The organism is Microbacterium sp. zg-Y818, from assembly GCF_030246905.1.
Taxonomy (GTDB): Bacteria; Actinomycetota; Actinomycetes; order Actinomycetales; family Microbacteriaceae; genus Microbacterium.
The window spans coordinates 2,153,700-2,171,382 of the sequence record NZ_CP126741.1; the positions used below are offsets into that span (position 1 = coordinate 2,153,700).

The following is a 17,683-nucleotide window of genomic DNA, read 5'->3' on the forward strand; positions in this document are numbered from 1 at the left end:
GGCATTTCATGTCATGTGGCGGTCAGCCCCTCACGCTTAGCGTCGCCCTTGTCACGGCTGGACGTCAGTCGGACTCAGGAGAGGAAGCATCATGGTCGCCACACACGCAACGACGATCACGCCGGAGGCAGCCGGAAGGAAGACCCCCCGACCGTCCGCCGCGCCGCCCACGGAAGCTATCGCCGAGGTGGCCGGAAAGCTCAAGCAGTGGCGCATCCTGCTGCCGGGCACTGGTGGGCAACTACGCCAGAAGCCGGAATTCGGGGTCCAGCGTGAGCGCAATTTCGCCCTCTACGGCACCGTCCCCGATCGGTACCTGCAGCACGAAGATCAGGCGTACGGCATCAACCTCGGCTGGACGGACGATGACTCGGCAGCCACCCGGGCCAAGGTGACCCGCTGGTTCGTGGATCGTCCGGGGTCCGCCGACGGGCCCGTGACCTTCGGCGAGCGCATTGCGCTCGGCAACGGCAAAGATCCGTCGTTCATCCGCTATGCCGACCGTTTTGTGGGCGTGAACCTCGACTGGTCGAACAAACCGGTCTACGAATGGCGGTTCGTCGGGGGAACGCCGGGCACGCCGATCAAGGATGGCGCCAGCGTCGCCATCTACAACGACGAAGCCGGCTCCGACGCCTCGCCGGGCAACTTCCTCATCTACTTCGACCGCACGGTCGGAGGCGACCTGGGATGGCCCGACAGCAAGACGTGGTGGGACCAGGCGAAATCCAAACTGGGACCCCTCGCATGGGCCGCTGCCAAGGAGTTGCTCAAGGACTACCTCGGGGTGTGACACCCGATCCGACCGCGGTCCCTCGACGACGCTGCTCGTCGAGGGACCCGGCCTCTGCCGATGCCGCAACGAGGGGACTGCTCGTGTCCATCAACCCGGAACGCCAGACCGTGTGGCAGCGGGCGAAGGGCGTCGTCGTCAGCGCCGGCGCCCTGGCCACCGCCGTGATCGCCGTGGTGGGCGTCTGGAATTGGCTGAGTCCTCGCGACGTGCAGGATGCAGCGAGCGTGGAGCTCGCTCTCGTGAGCCGATCCACGCTGCACGAGTATTCGTTCCAGACCCAGCAGGACTTCGACGGGCTCCCGCAACATCCCGTCGACGCGGGACTCGCTCTCGTCGTTGCCACACCGCAGCCGGCCGCACCGCCACGACCGTCCGAGACGGCACCACCGACCCCATCGCCCACGCCGCAGACGGATCAGGACCGCAACACCGTGCCTTCCACGGGCGGCACCATGGCGACCGACCCCCCGGTGGACGCGTATCAACTCACGGAGGAGGAGAAGCGGGCCTTGGCACTCATCACGAGCGTCGAAGATGTGTCACTCGACGGTCCATCGCCGATGCCGCTGACGAGCGATGAGGTGGAGACATCGCTCGCGGAAGCCCTGGCTGAGGTGGAGGCGGTGACGACGCAGGACTCCGTAGATCCACTGGGCTACAGAGTGGCCGTCAACTTCGTCTTCGACGGCTTGGCGGGAGTGCCGCTCGTGCTGACCTGGTCCCTCAACGGCGTGGACGTCAGTGCGAACTGGCGAGCGCCGCGTCTCGGTATCCGTCTTGAGCCGACGACCGACCATGACAGCGGCAGTGTGGACATCTGGGTCCCCAACCTCAGTTCGCCGGGCGACTACATCGTCGAGGTCAAGATCGTCCGCGCGTCCGGTGGGGCGGCACTGACAAGCGGCAACCTCCTGGTCACCGCAACAACCACCGGAGAGTAGGCCGCGCCATGCGCGTCGAAATGGGCATTTCATGTCATGTGGCGGTCAGCCCCTCACGCCTAGCGTCGCCCGTATCAGGTCACGCTCATTCGAGAGGAAGTGGATCGTGTCCATCAACAGCACAATTCCGACTGGACCGCAGCGGAAGAACACACTCGTCATCAGTGCGGGTATCGCCACCGGAATGATCGCTGTCGTCGGCCTCAGCGGGTGCACGAGCCCCGGCCAGGGGCAGGATGCCGCCGGCGTCGACCTCGCCCTCACCGGCGAATCGACACTGCACGAGTTCGACTTTCCGGCGAGAAATGCGTTCAGCGGTCCCCGAAATATCAGGGGCGTGCCGCTGCCGGATCCCATGGCGGCAACGCCGAGCGCCGCAGTGTACGACCAGCGCTTGGAACCGTACCGGCTGACGACGGAGGAGGCTATGGCGTTGTCGCCCCTGCCCACGGCCACCGCCCACGACATCTCCCCCACGCATCCCCATGACCGGGCGGTGACCACCGGCGCCCTGGCGAGTCATCTCGCGGCGGTCCTGTGGGAGGTCGATGCTGTCGCAGTGAATGACTCCGTGGATCCCCTCGGCTACACCGTCACCGTCGATGTCACCACCGACGGCATCGCCGGGGTGCCGCTGCTGGTGACCTGGTCACTCAGCGGTGCGGATGTCAGCGCCCATTGGGGTGCCAGTCGTCTGGGAGCCCGGCTGCAGCCCACCACCGATGACGGCGCCAGCGTCGACATCTGGATCCCCAACCTCCGTGGCGATGGTGACTACACCCTCGATGTCGATGTCGTCGGTGCGTCCGACGGCGTTGCTATCGCCGGCGCCAGCTTGCTCGTGGAAGCCGACGCGTCGGCCGAGTGAGCGACTGTGCAGCCCCGGTCGTTGAGCGAGCGGGCCTGCGGCCCCGGTCGCGGAGCGAACCCAGCAAGACGAAACACACGAGCTGAGTGGGCGTTCACACGGCTGGCGGGGCGGTTCGCGGCGGCGGGCGGAGCGCCGCCGGCCGCCTGACGCCTGTCCGAAGACCTCGAACCATTGGATCGCTATGTCGAGGCGCACGTCCACGGGGGCGTCACCTTCGCAACGGATGTCGAAGCAATCGTTCTCGACCCCTGTCACCGAGGAACGGCCGTTCATCCGGCAGCGGCGCGCCTTTCGCAGGTCGACTTCCATCCCGGCTTCAGCGTCAAGACCAGCACGCTCGACCCCGGGTACCGAGGGCCGCGGTACGCAGCCCTCGCGGCATCCGCGCGGTATGGGCGGCGCGCGGACGACCAAGCCAGCTAGTTGTTCTTCCCCGGCAGGTTGTGAACGGGTGAGGTGGACACGGGTTCTGCCGTCACCTCTGACCGAGGATGACCCAATCGTCCGCGCGTCGCGGCAATCGTGATGGCCGCGAGCCCCGCGAGGCCGAGCGCAGCGGGCCAGTTGTTGGCGACCGCCTCACCAGAGAAGGTGCCTACCGCGAAGAGCGCCCAGTTGATGCCGTTGTGCCCGAGGATCACCAAGAGCACAGAGCCGCGAGATCCGTTGAAGAGCCACGACATGACGAACGACATACTGACCACCAGCACGAGGTACGCCAGAAACTGGCTCGGCTCCTGTCGCGCGGTATCCCATTCGGCAGTCAGAAACAGCGGCGCGTGCCACAAACAGTGGATGACTCCGAGAGCAAGCGCCGCCGTCATCGGGTGAAGCCGTTGCTGCAGCCGCGGCAGCGCAAAGCCTCGCCAGCCCGGCTCCTCCTGAATCGGACCCCCGAGCAGGTAGGTCACGTAGGTGATCGCGAGCAACCCCAGCACAGCGATGAAGCCGCCCTCCAGGGCGAAGGACGTTCCGGGCAGCAAGAAGTAGCCGAGTGCCGTTGCGAGCGGGATGACGAGGAGGGCGAGGAGATACCAGGCCGGCCGGGCGCGCCACTTCACCATGCTCAGCTGGAGTCGCCGCGCCCCCTGGCGCCCCTCGCAGACGCGGGTGACCAAGAAAGCCGCTGCGAACGGACCCGCAAACAGACCCACTTGGTTGATGCCTGCGATGGCAGCAAAGGGAAGCTGGAACGGCAGCAGTCCGATGCCACTCTGCGACAGCCACCACGGGCTCCAGGCCACCCACGAGCCGAGAAAGGCCAGGATGAAGAACGCGGTCAGCGGGCGTCGTTGAATCAGATCGGTCATGGCTGTCTTTCGGTGTCGTCGAGCACGGATTGCCAGAAGGCCAGGTCTGCGCGCACGGTCATTCGACCCCACGACAGGACTCGCTGATGGCTGGGTTGCGCACCGCCCAGACCCGGCTGTTCGAGAAAGTGGAGCGTCTCGGTCAGTTCGCGGATGCGGCTTTGCGCCAGGGAGGTGACGAGGCTCGGCGCGGCATCCATGAAGAACAGCCGCAGCATCGCGGGATCGCGGTACTGGGAAGGCTCCGGAGTCTCTCCGAGCCACTGCACCAGAGCGCGATGTCCGTCTTCGGTGATGGTGAAGGTGCGGCGTCGGCGGCCAGTCGACTCCTGCGTCGACGATACGAGACCCAGTCCGACGAGTCGTTGCGGCTCCGCATACAGCTGGGAGCGGGTCACGTGCCAGAAGAACGACATGGATGCCTCGAAGTTCTGCTCGAGCTCATACGACGTCTGCGGGCCCACCGTCGCCAGCAGGCCGAGAACGGTATAGGAAACCGGCCGTAACGGACGGTCCACATCGGACGATGGCATCCGGCAACCGTAGCAGCCCAGGTGTCGGCGACGCTACGAGACCGGGGCGGGAGCCGCGGCGCGACGGTCCAGAGCCCGCGTGATGCGCTCGAAGCTCCACAGCCACGCCAGTTCGACCGGTCCGCGCGAGAAGCGCTTCAGCCAGATCCCCGCTGCGGTGACCACCACAACCACGACCACGACGTAGATCCCGATCGTCGCCGGCACGCGCGCGGCGGGGTCGAGGCGTGCCGCAAGACCCAGCCCCCAGCCGTAACAGATGGCGGATGCCACAAGATTCTGAAGGACGTACGAACTCAACGCGGTACGCCCGACATCCTGGATGCGTCGACCCACGAAGCCCCGCCCGGGTCGACGCTCGACGAACTCGACGACGAGAGCGAGGATCCCCAGCGCCACCAGCGGCGCCGTGCCGTATCGGGTGAAGACGAGCCCAGCGATCCCGCCGCCGAGGCCGATCACCATGTCGGCGACGAACGCGACGCACCCGATGATCATCAGCCTCCGACGCAGTCGATGGCCCGTGGGATCGAGCAGGCCACGCCGAACCAGCAGTGCGCCCAGCAGGAACATCGCGATGGAGAGGGCGATGATCAGCACCGGCTCGAGCCGGAACACCACCAGGTTCTGCAGCCGGAACACCACGAGGTCGATCCAGGTTCCGTCGGCATAGGGATTGGGATCAAGTTGGCTGCCCCCGGACGCAACGGGAGCCACCGCGAGCACGACCGTCAGCGCGGTGATCAGCACGAGATGCACGGCGGCGGCCGCGATCATCCACGCTCGCTGGGCTCGTTCCGTGGTGGCCAGCAGGTAGGCGACGACGATGCCGGTGACCGCGTACCCCATCAGCACGTCGAACTCGACGACGAGCACGAAATGCAGGATGCCGTCGATCAAGAGCAACGCGGCCCGCCACGGGTAGCGACCAGGCCAGGCCGCCCCCGCGCGCACGGCGGAGCGTCGCTGCAACTCGAGCCCGATCCCGAACATGAGTGTGAGCAACCCGAGGAACTTCCCCTGCGCGAACTGCTGGAGAACGGACTCCACTGCCCGCCACACGGGCGGCGTGGTGGCAATGGTCGAGCCATTGAGATACCCGATGAACCCCTCTGGATTCGTGAAGATCCAGATGTTGGTTGCCAGTGTTCCGAGTATCGCGATCCCCCGCAGCAGGTCGAGGGATCCGTAGCGAACAGCGCCTGAGGACATGCGAGCGACCGTACCATACGATCGTATTGTTGGGGTGGTCGCGTGTGTGAGAATGAGCTATGCCGCCCCCGCCGGACCTCCTCGCCGCAGTCACCGCACTGCTCGTTGAGGAAGGCTTCGAGGGCATCAGCGTGCGCAAGGTCGCCGATCGCGCGGGCGTCTCGATCGGCGCCGTCCAGCACCACTTCCCGACCAAGGCCGCCATGCTCACCGCAGCCATGGATGCCGCCTCCCGGCAGTTCCGCGACAGACTCGAGCAGCGGGCCGGCCCCGACGCGTCAGCCGAACAGGCGCTGCGCGCGGTCGTGGATGAGCTGCTGGGGATGGGCCCGGAACGACGAGCGGCTAGTGTGCTCTGGGTGGCCCGACTGGCACGATCCGCCATCGATCCCTCGTTTGCGGCCGCGCACGCCGCAGAGTGGCAGCAGGTGGAGGACCTCCTGGTCTGGCTCATCCAGCAGTGTCTGCCCCACCGCGACCCCGCATGGGCGCGCGACGAGGCAGCCACCCTTCTCGCCGTCATCGACGGTCTTGCGACGGCCGCTCTCGTGGAGCCCCAGCGCATGCCCCCCGCCCGCGCGAGCGCGCTCATCGATGCGGTTCTTGCGCGACTTCTCGCCGGTTAGGCCACGGGGCGCGGATCCGGGGCGGCGGCGTTCGCCCGACTGGCGCGGCGGTCTGCGGCCGCCGGCCGGTGACGGGCTCCCGTCCAGCTGACGAGAGCCCGCCCCAGGATGCGTGCGCGTCCGGTGCGCCCCCGTCAGTAGCCGACGGCGGCGAGCCCGGCGTTGGCCTGGTCCGGCGTGAAGCCGGAACCGTGCTCGCTGGTCAGCTGCTCGAACAGCCCATCGCGACTGAACGCCATCGCGTCCAGGTACGACTGAGCCGCCTCGGCCGCCTCGGCGTTCCAATCGACACGCCCAGACTGTTCGAGCGTGGCCACGGCGAACTCGGCATCCTCAGCCGCGAACCCGGAACCGTACTCGCTGCTCAGCTGCTGAATGAGCCCGGCGCGGCTGAACGGCATGACGTCGAGGTACTGTTCGGCGTTGCGGATCGCGTTCTCCTGCGCGAGGGTCAACTTCGGCTTCTCCTGAAGCGTCAGCCGCACGGTGGACCCTTCTTCGGCCTGCGCGCCTGCGGCGACATCCTGTGTGGTGACCGGCATGGTGACGTCACCGCCAGCGACGTCGACCTGCAGGCCCACCGACGAAAGCGCCGCCTGAGCGTCCGCACCGGTCAGCCCCACGACGTTCGGGACGTCGACCATGACCGGCTCGACCTCTTCCTCGGCCTCGTCCTCGGTCCCTGTCGAGGGGGTCTGCGATGCGAGGGGCTTCTCAGCCGCGATGTCGTCGCCGCCACCGCCCAATGCGCCACCGATGCCGGAAACCACGATGATGCCACCGACAATGGCGACCGGGATGACGATGCCCTTGCGCTTGAACCACGGGCGTTTCGAGGCGTTCGCGGGCGCCACCGGCGCGGAGACCGCATCGGCGTGCGGGGCGGTGGGGGCTGCGGCGACCGTCCCCGGCGCTGAGATCGGGCGGACGTGCTCTGTCCAGGCGGTGCCGTCGTACCAGCGCTCAGTACCCGGCGCCTTGACATCGGCGTACCAGCCCGCTGCGAACGTAGGGCGGCCGTCATCGGAAGTAGTCATCGAAGTTCCCCTTTAATGAATCGCCAAGGGTCGAGCGCCCCCAGTCATGACGCGCCCAACCGTCTCCCCAACGGTGAGTGATGCCGACTCTCTGCGAGTCGCTGCCTCTCCTCCGGCGCGTGATTTCACCATAGCGAACACATAGGACATTCCGTCAAGGACTGGAGCCCGACCCGGTCCGGGACTGCGCTCCGCCCCTACCGAGTCGCGGCATCCACTTCGCGAGTCGCAACCACGCTGCGGTCGTCGGGCGTGAGCTCGCCGCGCAGCGTGACCGCCGCGAGCAGGTAGCACCCCACGAACACCACCGCTCCCCCGGCAACGGGAATCGTCAGGTCGATCGCCCCGAGCACGCCGCCCAGCGCAGATCCGGCGGCCAGGCCGAGCAGTCCGAGAACGCGCGTTGCGCCGCCGACCCGTCCGAGCAGGGCGTCGGGCACGAGACGCTGGCGCAATGAGAGTGCGCAGATGCTCCAGACGACGGCGTGCAGGATGTACAGCGCCAGGAGCACGCCGGCGAGGATCGGATCTGTCGTGACGGCAAGACCGCCCAGGCTCAGCGCACCCAGCAGCAGGCTGGCCACGATCGTCCACCGGTATCCCAGCCATGTGCGCAACCGGGGCGCGAGGAACGAGCCGAGCAGCCCACCGAGCGCAGAGAAGGCGAGCAGCAGTCCGTAACCGGTGGCGTCCAGCCCCAGCCGCTCCTCGGCGAACAGGACGAGGATCGAGAAGGGCAGCATGTAGCCGACGCTCGCGAGTGCTCCGATGAGCGCGAGGAAGCCGACCACCCGGTGCCGCGCGAACCAGGCGATCCCTTCTCGCGCCTCGGCGTACACCGAGGGCCGCGCGGGCGGCGCGTCAGCGTGCGGCTGCGTCGAGCGCCGAATCGGCAGCGCGAGGGCGACGAGCCCGGCAGCGGCCCACAGCCCGCCCATCGCCAAGACGGGCGCGGCCGCCGCCAGCGCGAACAGGAAGCCACCGAGCGGAGGACCGGCGAACTCATCGCAGATCAGCTGCGCGGCCGCAACGCGTCCGTTCGCGGAGCCGAGTCGTTTCCGGTCGACGAGGGAAGGAAGCATGGCCACGGCAGCGCTGTCGGCCACGCTCTCCAACGTGCCGACCACGGCCATCGCCGCGTACAGGATCACCAGCGATGAGACCCCGAACTGAACGGTGAGCGCCAGCACGAGCAGCGCGACGCCTCGCAGCAGATTCGCCGCGACGATGAGGGTGCGGCGGTCCCACCGGTCGACCCAGACCCCGATTGGCAAGGCGACCAGCAGACGCACCAGCGCGTAGAGCGTGGCCAGCCCCGCGACCAGGCGCGGATCGTCGGTCATGGATGCCGCGAGCAGCGGCATCGATACGAAGGCGAGACCGTCGGCCAGGTTCGATAGAGCGTTCGCGCTCCAGAGCACGCCGAACCCGCGACCGCGCGACATGTCGCCAGCCTATGGGCGGTCCTCTGCGGTTACCGCTCCGGCCACAGCCCTCTCGACTGCCGATACTCCGTGGCCTCGGCTTCCTCGGTGAACTCAAGGATGTTGCCGACCTTCTCCAGAAGGACTTCCCGAACCTCCGCCGGGCTCGCGAAGAAGAACTCCTTGCGCGGGTTTGCCTGGTTCACCGCTCTCGCGGCGAAGTGTCGATGCAGTTCCAACTCCAGCGTGACGGCGTCCTCAGAGAAGTACAGAGCGTGTGTGTCGAACCTGAAGGGCACCGACGCCCCGCCAAGTTCGAAGATGCGCTCGCGAGGCTCAAGCCTTCGAGTAAGTCCGATTTTCACGACGTTTGCTCCGAATGCACCTTCATTAGAGATCACGTAAACATAGCCAGCACGAATATTCGCAAGGCGGAAGTCGTTCTGAGCGATTGCTTCATCGACTTCCGCGAGCCGCGCGGAGAGGATCGGATCGTCCTCACCACGCGCCCGGAGCGCAGCGAGCGTGTTTTCAAGATGAGCCCGCTCCTTGTCCAGGCGCGCCCGCTCTTCGGCCAGCTCTTTGGCGACGCGGTGCTCCTCACGAAGGCGGGCGCGTTCCTCCCGCGCCGCCTCCTTCTCTTCCTGCTTCTTCATGAGCCAATCCGCTGTTAGCTCGAGCTCCTCAAAACGCAGATCGTGGTACGCGTCGCTGATCCGCATCTCCATCATGTTGCCCAGCCTGGCAATCGCAGTGCGAGAGGCGTCAAGCCGCCGCTTGGCCGTGTGGACGTTGCCCGCGCGCAGCGTCCGGAGCGCGTTGTCAGCTTCAGAGTTGTACGCGCGAAGCATTAGCTTGGCGAGATCCTCGGTCATCCTCCGCCCCTGAGCGATCGAGTTGTTGAAGGTGAACATCTCAGACTTAACGATTGCCTGCCCCGACTTAACCATCTCGGCGACGCGCGATTCGATCGACTCCAGCCGCGTTTGATACGCCGCGGCAGATTCCAGTGGATGGTGGTAACGATAGATACCCACATGCTGAAGGACTAGTGCGTCGCTGAGTTCGACGGGCTCCTCAGAGCGGAGACTCTCTAGCTTTGCGCGCAGCGCATGGTTCTCCGCCTTTACCAGCGCGAGTTCCTTCTCGATCCCTCCCGCCCCCTCCGATGCGACAGGAGGTTGGAGATCCGGCGTTTGCCCTTCGGACCGAAGCTCAGTTCCTTCGGCTGAACCTTCAGGTGCGAGCCAAAGCACCCAGTCGGTCGGCGGAGCCGGCCAACCCGGGTCGGGCTGCCAGCCGGCAGGGGGCTCCCAACCTGCTGGCGGCTTCGGCCATCCTGGTGGCGGGTTGAAAACGCGGCCGGCAGACACTAGACGCGTCTCACCCCGCCCGCAGCGATCGCCACCAGTCCGTGCGGGTTCTTTGACAGAGCCGCGCCCAGGTGCTCGAGAGTCAGACCGGGTACTACCGCCGACAGGTCAAGCTCCTCGAAACGCACTCGCTCGGTCGCGACGGCGACAAAGGGCACATATGTCGGACGACCCGTGGCCGGGTTCGTAGTCTCGGTCCCGAGTTCGAGGGAGATTGCTCTGATCAAGCCTCTGCGGTCCGCCTCGAACACTTCATGCAATGTCCGGAGCGCGACGTTGTGGACGATGCTGGCGTAGCGGTCCTTCGTCTCCTTCTGCGTAGCAGCCACCGGAGTTATCTCGTCAGTTGCCTTCGTGAATTTGTAATGCTTGATCGCGGGGATGGTAGAGGGCCCAGGGATCAGAACGCGGATGACCAGCTCAGCGGTACTGGGCTCGAATGTCGCCGTGTGCGACACCGGGAACCAATCGGGGTAGACCGAGTTCGCGAGAACGATGCTTACGTATTCTTGGACAGCTTCGACCGTGCCGTAACCCAGTCCAGCGATCAGCTGATCCAGCGCCTCATTCTGTTCCGCCGCTTCTTTCTCGAGGCGCTCACACTCGGCCTCATACTTCGCTGTCTCAAGCGACAGTTGCTCCGTGCGGCGCCGCTCAACCTCCTGGTGCTTCTCAACCTGCGCAGCTCTCTGCGTGGGCAGAGCATCCACCGCTGCTTGCCAGGCGTAATAGTCCGCCGCGTACTCGCGCTCCACTGCGGCGAGTTCCTCGGCTTCCTTTTTCTTCCTTCCCAAGAGCCCTTTGACCTCGGCAGGAGTGCGTCGGACAGGGAAGGGTGGGTCTGCGACGGGAGTGGGCGCGGGGAAGGGGCGCCGGAGGTCCGGGCGCGGAAACGCCGGGCGTTTAACCACCACTCGGAGCTTCTCGAGGTCCACGAAGTCGTCCACCTCGAGCGTGGCCTGCAGGAGTGAGTCCAGGACTTCATACTGGCTGCGGAGGTCGGCATTCAAGTCCTCTACCTCTGCCATCTGCGCGGCGACGTGGGCATCTGCGGCCGCCTTCTCGAGCCGCTTGCGGTCCGCTTCAGACGCGCGCTGCGCGGCAAGTTGCGCCCGCTCAGCGGCGCGTTGTGCCTGCTCTGCACGGCGGACTCCCGCCGCCTGCTGCCGTAACGCTGCCTGCTGACGCTGCTCAGCGAGCTTCGCTTGGTGCTGCAACTCTGCAAAGAATCCACGACGACGTGCCACCTGTCCTCCAACGCTCGACTGCTCGTAGTCTATGAGTCAGTCCGCACTTGAGTTCTCGCAGCGCCAGCTCCCCGAGGTCGGTGCCGTCCGACTTCTTCATCGAAGGCCAGCACGATGAAACCGGCCGTTAACCGCACCCTCGATAGACTCCCGGAGCGCCGTGTCGCAGACGTACATGTACGTGCGGGATTGTCGCGATCGTGCTGTCGATCGGTGGGATCTTCTTCCTCAACATCCTCTTCGCCGCTGTCGCGGTCATGGTGAACCAGGTTCAGCAGGACGGCGGTGCGGTCTACACGCCGCTACTCCACGCTGCGGGAATGGCATCGGCGGCACTGCTGACCCCGTGGAGCATGCTCATCCAGAAGTGGCTCTACGGCGTGAAGGGCGCGTCGCTGCACTCGGTGTTCTCGCGCTTCCGGTTCGACATCTTCGGGAAGGCGCTGCTGCTCGTCGTTCCGGCGTGGAGCATCGTCTCGGTCGTGCTGTACTGGTCGCCGCTGCCCGAGGCCAGTTGGAGCCACACGGATGTGCTCTGGTTCCTGCTGGCCACGATCCTGCTCACGCCGCTGCAGGGCGCAGGTGAGGAGTACGGCTTCCGCGGATTGATCTTCCGTGTCGCCGGCGGATGGGCGCGCGGCGCCCGGGCGGGGCTCGTGCTCGGCATCGTCGTCTCGAGCGTGGTGTTCGCCATCGTCCACCTCTCCACCGACGTCTGGCTGAACGCCTGGTACCTCGTCTTCGCCGTCGGGCTGTCGCTGATCACCTGGCGCACCGGTGGCATCGAGATCGCCATCGTGCTGCATGCAATGTTCAACACGGTGAACTTCGTGTTCGACGTCGCCCTGCGCGCGGACATGGCCACTGCGTACGACCGGTCGGCGGGCGTGGCCTCGGTGGAGACGCTGGCGCCGATGGCCGTGATCGTCATCGCCGTCGCGGTCGTGTGGGTGTGGACGCGCGGGAAGGGGACGGTTCGGGTGCCGGTGGAGGCTGGGGAGCGCGAGGAGGCGGTGGCGGTCTAGGCCCAGCGCGCACCGGACTAGCGTGAAACCACGCATGATGGGCCGGTTGTCGGGCTGAGTCATCGAGCGGGCGCCGGTCGATGGTCCCGTCTCTAGTGCGCGTCCGGCAACCGTTCGGGCCGGACCACGCAGCTGATGGGCGGGTGCCGCACTGACCGATGTCACCGATGTCGGCTCCACCTCAGAGGCGGCCGCCGCGACCGCGCCCCGTCGCGCGGTGAGTTACGAGGACCGCGCCGCAGCCTTCAGAATGCCTGGTGACGGCCGGATTCGGATGGTGAGTTAGTCAGCTGTTGCGCGGCTGGGCGGTCCGGCCGACGGCTGCCTTCTCACGCACGATGTAGCGCCCAGTAGGTCCTTGGCGCTCAACGGTGCGGCCGGAGCGTTCGAGGTTACGCTTGGCTTTCGCGACGAGTTCCTCGGCGAGTTGTTGGGACTGCTCGCTGTATCCGCTCATTTCCTCCCCCACCTCTTCTTTGGCTCTGGCCGTGTCGCTGGGTTGCTGAAGATGACGTTTGCAACGTCGACCACCATCACATTATCTTCCTCCCTCGCCCATGGGGCGTCTAGGAGCGCCTTGAGGACGGAGAGGCCCATCTCCGATTCCCCGTGCTTGGTGCTGACTGCCTTCTCGCAGCCCCACGTGAAGCGACCCCACCACGTGGTGCGATCGTCCGCTTCCCGATTCGCCCGGCGGTCGCGGTGCGAGTTGTACCACGTGATCATTGCGGCGATGATTGCGGCGACGACAGCAAGGCTGCCCGCGAACCCAGCGGAGGTAAGAAAGGTGCTCCACCATTGCCCATCTGGGTAGAAGGGGGGCATGGCCCTTCCAACGGTGAAGCCGCCAACCATGCCTACGAGCGCTGCGATCACTAGTGGCCACCACCGCAACGACCGGACCGCCGCGGTCGCCCGAGCGTCAGTGCTGGCCATCGCGGGTGAGTTCGATTTTGAGCTCTGCGGTTGACGGACTGGGCTGCGGCACTGCGGCCTCCTGTGGCTCGGACTCCTACATGATGCCGATGTACAGGCCAGCGCCACAAGGGACTTCTGACAGCAGGCTGAGACCTGAAAGGGGCACCAGATACCCAACGCTCGCGAGCGCCCCGATGAGCGCGAGCATGCCGATCAGCCGGTGGCGCGCGAGCCAGGTAACTCCTTTTCTCGCCTCGGCGCAGACCGAGCGCCGCACGGGCGGGATGTCAGCATATGGTTGGAGCGCCTGATGGGCAGCGCTTGAACGACCAACCCCGCGCCGACCCAGGGCCCGCCGCCCATCACCAAGACCTGCGCGGTGGCCGCCGACGCGAAGAGGATGCCACCGCGCGGAGGACCGGCGAACTCGTCGCAGACCAGCTGCGCGGCCGCGAGCCTCCGTTCGCCGTGGCCGTCGCCCGCGAGGGACCCGCTCCGCGTTCGCCTGACCGAGGATCCTCATACGGGCGGTGTCGAATGTGGGACTAATACGTGCACGCGATTGGCTGCCTGTGCGATCGTGGGGCCGGTTCTTTGGCCACGCTGACACACTAGGTTTCTCCACATGAACGACTGCGTAATCTGCGGGATCCGACCCGCCGCGGGCAAGGGAGAGCACGTCTGGCCGGCATGGTTCCTTAAAGACGCCGACGCCTCTGGGCCACCGTCCTTCGGGTGGTCGTCCAACGGTGAGGCCCTCCTCAACCGTGACCATGAGCCTCTGCATCTCCCCGAGCGTCAACGCTTGCTTGTGCCCGCTTGTGCGGACTGCAACGCAAACCTCAACACCCGTTTTGAGCAGCCAGCAAAGGAGGTCGTCCGGCGGTTAGCACCGAACACCTGGACCGGCGCGGCGAAGGCGAACGAGTGGGCGGCCGTAGGAATGTGGTTCGCGAAGATCCTTCTCCTCGCAACTCATCCGCTTGCTCTGCACCAGCATCCCGAGATCAATAAGCACCGAATCATCGGAGATTGGGAGACCGAAGACTTCGCGTGGCTCATCGGAGGCACTCCCCCGCCCCCCGGGCTCTCCCTGTGGGCGTTCCGCGCCGATCGAGAAAAGGGGGCGCCCGCTGCGCGCGTCTTTCTTCCAAAGGTGGTTCAACTCGACGACGGCAGCACGACACGCTTCCCGATGACGATGATCACGCTCGAAGGCATTTGCTTGACGCTCGTCTCCCATCCCGGATGGGACATCGAACATCCGCTAGTCGCTGGCGGCGCGGCGTGGGAACTCCTTCACTCTGCCCACAAGGGTGATCTCGCCGACCTCCCTCTCTTGCCCTTCAACGCGGTCACCTGGCGCCGTCCGAACACGGTAGTGCTCGCGGACGGGCTTCGCCTCGACGGCACACTCCCGCCCCTGGGCGCCATCACCGACTCCCCTGTTCCCGGCGCTCTCATCGACGTCATCCGGGCCGCCTCCTTCTGATACGCAAACGCGCACTGCAGAACGGAGCATCGAGTGCGGTACAGCGTGGTGGGCCCTGGGCGCACGAGTGCATGTCCCGCACGCGAAGCATGACAGACGGGAGCCGATCGGCTATCTGAGAAGCGCAGCCTCCGCTGCGATATGGGCCGCAAATGAGACGACGAATCGCCTAAAGCTCGTTGCGTCACTCATCTGGCCATATTCGCCTTCGAGCCCACCCCGTCGCGATGAGACGATGAGCGCCGCCTCGGTGTATAGCTTCTCCAGCACAAGGCGTCGGCACAGAGCTTCGTATCGCTGCAGATACGACATGTTCCTGAACTCGGGGAACACGGCGAAGTGCGGTTCCGTGACACGAACAGCACGATTCGATTCCGGCGCATCCTCAACATGCATGAGCCACCCGACGAACGGAGTGGGTTGATCACCTAGGGCTCCTTCGCGGTAAGCGGTCCAGAGGTCAAGTGAGGAGCCGACTGCTTCTTCGGTGCGGTTATTGAAGTTATTGCCGAATGACGGGCCGACCTGGCTCTTCAGCTCAATGGCCGCGATGAGGACCCCCTGTCGCATGACGAGTAGATCCCAGTCTTTCGTCGGGCGAAAATAGCCCGGCAGCGTGTTTACGCCCCGCGTCATAAAAAGATCGGCGTCGGGAAGACCGTTTGCTGCGACGAGATCTGCGATGAGCGTCACAAAGCCGTCCATGGTCTTGCCCCCGGTGACGGCCGACCGCTCCCCCTGATCAATGACACCGTTCAGCCGCTGACGCTCGACCGCAGCAGCACGCGTGTCCCAGAACACCCGCACCGCGTGTGATGTTCGTTCCTCGAAGTCTTCAAGATCGATGCCCATTAGTTTTCCCCCAGGAACGCGAGGGTTCCGTCTTGAAGCTGATAGATGCGCTCCAGCAACGATGTGCTGAGCTTTTCGCCTGCCTCGCCCGCCCGGATCATCTCGGACTGATCCATGGGAGCAATTGACTCCCATAATGGCACACGAATACGCTTGAGATTCTGCGCCTGGAATCGAAGATATCCGCCGCCGATCTTGACACTGTATGCGGCAACGAACATGTGCGCGATCCCCGTTCGTAGGAGCGCCTGCAACGCACGCAGGTTCCACGACTCTGACGTGATGAAGTACAAGTTGTGGTGCGGGTACAGCGTGCCCGGATCGAAGGCGATCGCGTCGCCATTACCTTTGATGTCCGGGATGAGGAGCTTCGGCTCGTATGTCAGCGATGGAGTGATGCGGTCGATCGTCCTGTACCACTTTCGTTTCGTGTCGTTCTTCGCCGTGTGTCGACGCTCAAGCTGCTCCCGGAACTGCTCCAGGTGCGCCGCCAGCTTGGGATACTCGGCGAGGTCAACTAACCCGCCCTCGTCCCGCCAAGGATTGACGACGCCCTTACCCGACCACACGAGCCGCCCTCCGGGGACGTCCTTGTTCGTGGCGAGCGGCAGCTTGCGATCCGCCTCAACGTCGAGCGATTCGAACGGTCCGATGTACGCCTTGTCTGCCCCTGTTGCCACGCCGATTCCAACGCGGCACCCGGTTTCCACGAGTGTCGGGAATCGAGACTCCAAGTCGGAGATGATCGCGAGGCTCGCGCTGGTCGACAACAACCACGGCGCAGGACCGCGCACCGCGTTTAGCACGATTACGTCTGGCCGGTCTATCTGGCCGGATTTCAAACTCTCAGCCAATCCGTCTAGGTAATTCGCCGCGACCGAGGTGGCGCGGGCCACTTCAACGGGCCCCGCGGTGCTGCGCTCGATCACCGTGATCGACGGGTAGGCGCCAACCTGCACTTCGAATGCATCGAGCCCATACATGTCGACGTAATACGCGAGGTGGAACTCGTTGGCAATCTTGGCGCGGATTCCCCGGCCGTAATCGTTCTTGACCCAGGCGTCTGCGCAGATGAAGCTGAGACGCCCGCCAGTGCGAAGCAGGTCCAGTGAGCGCTCCATGAACGCGATGTAAAGGTCGGCCCGCCCCACCATCGTCGGATAAGTGCTGCGATAGACCCGGAGCAGATCATCGGGGATCAGCTCCTGCCTCACGTAGGGCGGATTCCCGACAACGAAGTCGAAATCCCGGTCGAATCCAGCGAGAAGGAAGTCCTCGTGCTTGATCCATGCGGAGACAAGCATCTCCGCGTCGCTTTCGGAGAGGCCCGACGAGACGAGATGGCTCCGAAGCACGGGACGGAACCGGTTAACCGTATCGGTGTCCAGTTCAACACACCGCAGGGCATCGACGAGGTCCTCGGCGTTAATCCCGCGGGCCGTACGCCACGATTCGAGGAGGCGGTCAACCGCGGACAGAACGAACCTGCCTCCCCCGAACGATGGCTCCAGAATCGCCATCTGATGCAAAGGCCGGTCGGGTGTGTAACCGATCAGGTCTAGCATGAAGTCGACCACGGATTGGCGCGTGAAGATAGCGCCACGAGTTTTTTCTTCTAGGCCGTAGGCGGCCTCAGCGATGGGTAGCAGAACCGCTTCGGTTGCGGCATCGACGGGTGCGAGAGTCATTAGACTCCTAGGGTAACCAGGCGATCCGACACTGCCTGAGAGCCGCTCCGCTCGGCCGCGCAGCGGACTCGCTTCGAGCGGACCAGGTGTCCTGGTGGCCCACGATCGGTTGCGGGCGGGAGCAGCTGACCTAGAGCGACAGCTTGCCTAGCCGGCCCTCAACGCGGGTCTCTCAGCTCGACTGCGGGGGAACGCTTCCAGGCCGCGCTTGAGCACAGCGATCGTTCCGGCGTCCGAGCTTGCGGAGGATGGTTGCCGCGTGCTCATGTAGGAGGGCGGCGGCGATGGCCTCTCATCTCCGCAGCCTCGACCGCCTCCTAGCGAAGGGCGTGCGCCGA

The 17,683-nt window shown here is 65.5% G+C and carries 18 protein-coding genes; 7 read left to right on the top strand and 11 right to left on the bottom strand.

The features are described 5' to 3' along the window. The first annotated feature begins 91 nt into the window (after positions 1–91). The 4 genes from QNO21_RS10075 to QNO21_RS10090 all read left to right on the top strand — a co-directional run bounded on the left by QNO21_RS10075 (position 92) and on the right by QNO21_RS10090 (position 3,031). Complete coding sequence (locus tag QNO21_RS10075; protein WP_257517823.1) at positions 92–793, top strand: hypothetical protein; 702 nt, start codon at positions 92–94, stop codon at positions 791–793. An 83-nt stretch (positions 794–876) separates the two neighbouring features. Further along, positions 877–1,737 carry a hypothetical protein gene (locus tag QNO21_RS10080; protein ID WP_257517824.1) on the top strand — a complete coding sequence of 287 codons (861 nt, stop codon included), beginning with the start codon at positions 877–879 and terminating at the stop codon, positions 1,735–1,737. 106 nt (positions 1,738–1,843) lie between these two features. Continuing rightward, complete coding sequence (locus tag QNO21_RS10085) at positions 1,844–2,605, top strand: hypothetical protein (RefSeq protein WP_257517825.1); 762 nt, start codon at positions 1,844–1,846, stop codon at positions 2,603–2,605. 174 nt (positions 2,606–2,779) lie between these two features. Then, on the top strand, positions 2,780–3,031 hold the full coding sequence (locus QNO21_RS10090; protein WP_257517826.1) for a DUF3626 domain-containing protein: 252 nt from the start codon (positions 2,780–2,782) through the stop codon (positions 3,029–3,031). Here QNO21_RS10090 and QNO21_RS10095 read toward each other — a convergent pair. Genes QNO21_RS10095 through QNO21_RS10105 form a run of 3 tightly spaced genes read right to left on the bottom strand, consistent with a single transcriptional unit; the run spans position 3,028 to position 5,663 of the window. After that, a complete protein-coding gene (locus QNO21_RS10095; protein WP_257517827.1) occupies positions 3,028–3,918 on the bottom strand; it encodes a CPBP family intramembrane glutamic endopeptidase in 891 nt (296 codons plus the stop codon). The genes QNO21_RS10090 and QNO21_RS10095 overlap by 4 nt on opposite strands. After that, entirely contained in the window at positions 3,915–4,451 is a 537-nt protein-coding gene (locus tag QNO21_RS10100) for a PadR family transcriptional regulator (protein ID WP_257517828.1), read from the bottom strand. The genes QNO21_RS10095 and QNO21_RS10100 overlap by 4 nt, the downstream gene beginning before the upstream one ends. 33 nt (positions 4,452–4,484) lie before the next feature. Further along, on the bottom strand, positions 4,485–5,663 hold the full coding sequence (locus QNO21_RS10105) for a DUF418 domain-containing protein (protein WP_257517829.1): 1,179 nt from the start codon (positions 5,661–5,663) through the stop codon (positions 4,485–4,487). A gap of 59 nt (positions 5,664–5,722) precedes the next feature. Between QNO21_RS10105 and QNO21_RS10110 the strand changes: the two genes are divergently transcribed. After that, positions 5,723–6,289, top strand: coding sequence for a TetR/AcrR family transcriptional regulator (locus QNO21_RS10110; protein ID WP_257517830.1), 567 nt, complete (start codon positions 5,723–5,725; stop codon positions 6,287–6,289). 134 nt (positions 6,290–6,423) lie between these two features. Here QNO21_RS10110 and QNO21_RS10115 read toward each other — a convergent pair whose 3' ends face one another. The 4 genes from QNO21_RS10115 to QNO21_RS10130 all read right to left on the bottom strand — a co-directional run bounded on the left by QNO21_RS10115 (position 6,424) and on the right by QNO21_RS10130 (position 11,370). Next, complete coding sequence (locus QNO21_RS10115) at positions 6,424–7,326, bottom strand: Ltp family lipoprotein (protein WP_257517831.1); 903 nt, start codon at positions 7,324–7,326, stop codon at positions 6,424–6,426. Between the two features lie 197 nt (positions 7,327–7,523). After that, positions 7,524–8,771, bottom strand: a complete 1,248-nt coding sequence (locus tag QNO21_RS10120) for an MFS transporter (RefSeq protein WP_257517832.1) — start codon at positions 8,769–8,771, stop codon at positions 7,524–7,526. 29 nt (positions 8,772–8,800) lie between these two features. Next, the gene (locus QNO21_RS10125) at positions 8,801–10,006 is read right to left on the bottom strand and encodes an SNIPE associated domain-containing protein (protein WP_257517833.1); all 1,206 of its coding nucleotides are present in this window, start codon (positions 10,004–10,006) and stop codon (positions 8,801–8,803) included. A 116-nt stretch (positions 10,007–10,122) separates the two neighbouring features. Beyond that, positions 10,123–11,370, bottom strand: a complete 1,248-nt coding sequence (locus QNO21_RS10130) for a hypothetical protein (RefSeq protein ID WP_257517834.1) — start codon at positions 11,368–11,370, stop codon at positions 10,123–10,125. Positions 11,371–11,570: 200 nt separating this feature from the next. On the opposite strand from QNO21_RS10130, the gene QNO21_RS10135 reads away from it, so the two are divergent. Continuing rightward, entirely contained in the window at positions 11,571–12,395 is an 825-nt protein-coding gene (locus QNO21_RS10135) for a CPBP family intramembrane glutamic endopeptidase (protein ID WP_257517835.1), read from the top strand. Between the two features lie 286 nt (positions 12,396–12,681). Here QNO21_RS10135 and QNO21_RS10140 read toward each other — a convergent pair whose 3' ends face one another. Then, positions 12,682–12,852: a hypothetical protein gene (locus tag QNO21_RS10140; RefSeq protein ID WP_257517836.1), complete on the bottom strand. Its 171-nt coding sequence runs from the start codon at positions 12,850–12,852 to the stop codon at positions 12,682–12,684. Beyond that, on the bottom strand, positions 12,849–13,331 hold the full coding sequence (locus tag QNO21_RS10145; RefSeq protein ID WP_257517837.1) for a hypothetical protein: 483 nt from the start codon (positions 13,329–13,331) through the stop codon (positions 12,849–12,851). The genes QNO21_RS10140 and QNO21_RS10145 overlap by 4 nt, the downstream gene beginning before the upstream one ends. 607 nt (positions 13,332–13,938) lie before the next feature. Here QNO21_RS10145 and QNO21_RS10150 point away from each other — a divergent pair. Then, positions 13,939–14,805: a hypothetical protein gene (locus QNO21_RS10150; RefSeq protein ID WP_257517838.1), complete on the top strand. Its 867-nt coding sequence runs from the start codon at positions 13,939–13,941 to the stop codon at positions 14,803–14,805. 111 nt (positions 14,806–14,916) lie between these two features. On the opposite strand, the gene QNO21_RS10155 is transcribed toward QNO21_RS10150, so the two are convergent. Beyond that, on the bottom strand, positions 14,917–15,657 hold the full coding sequence (locus tag QNO21_RS10155) for a PaeR7I family type II restriction endonuclease (RefSeq protein ID WP_257517839.1): 741 nt from the start codon (positions 15,655–15,657) through the stop codon (positions 14,917–14,919). After that, positions 15,657–17,345, bottom strand: coding sequence for an Eco57I restriction-modification methylase domain-containing protein (locus QNO21_RS10160; protein ID WP_257517840.1), 1,689 nt, complete (start codon positions 17,343–17,345; stop codon positions 15,657–15,659). Before QNO21_RS10160 ends, QNO21_RS10155 begins: the two co-directional genes overlap by 1 nt. Positions 17,346–17,683: the final 338 nt, after the last annotated feature.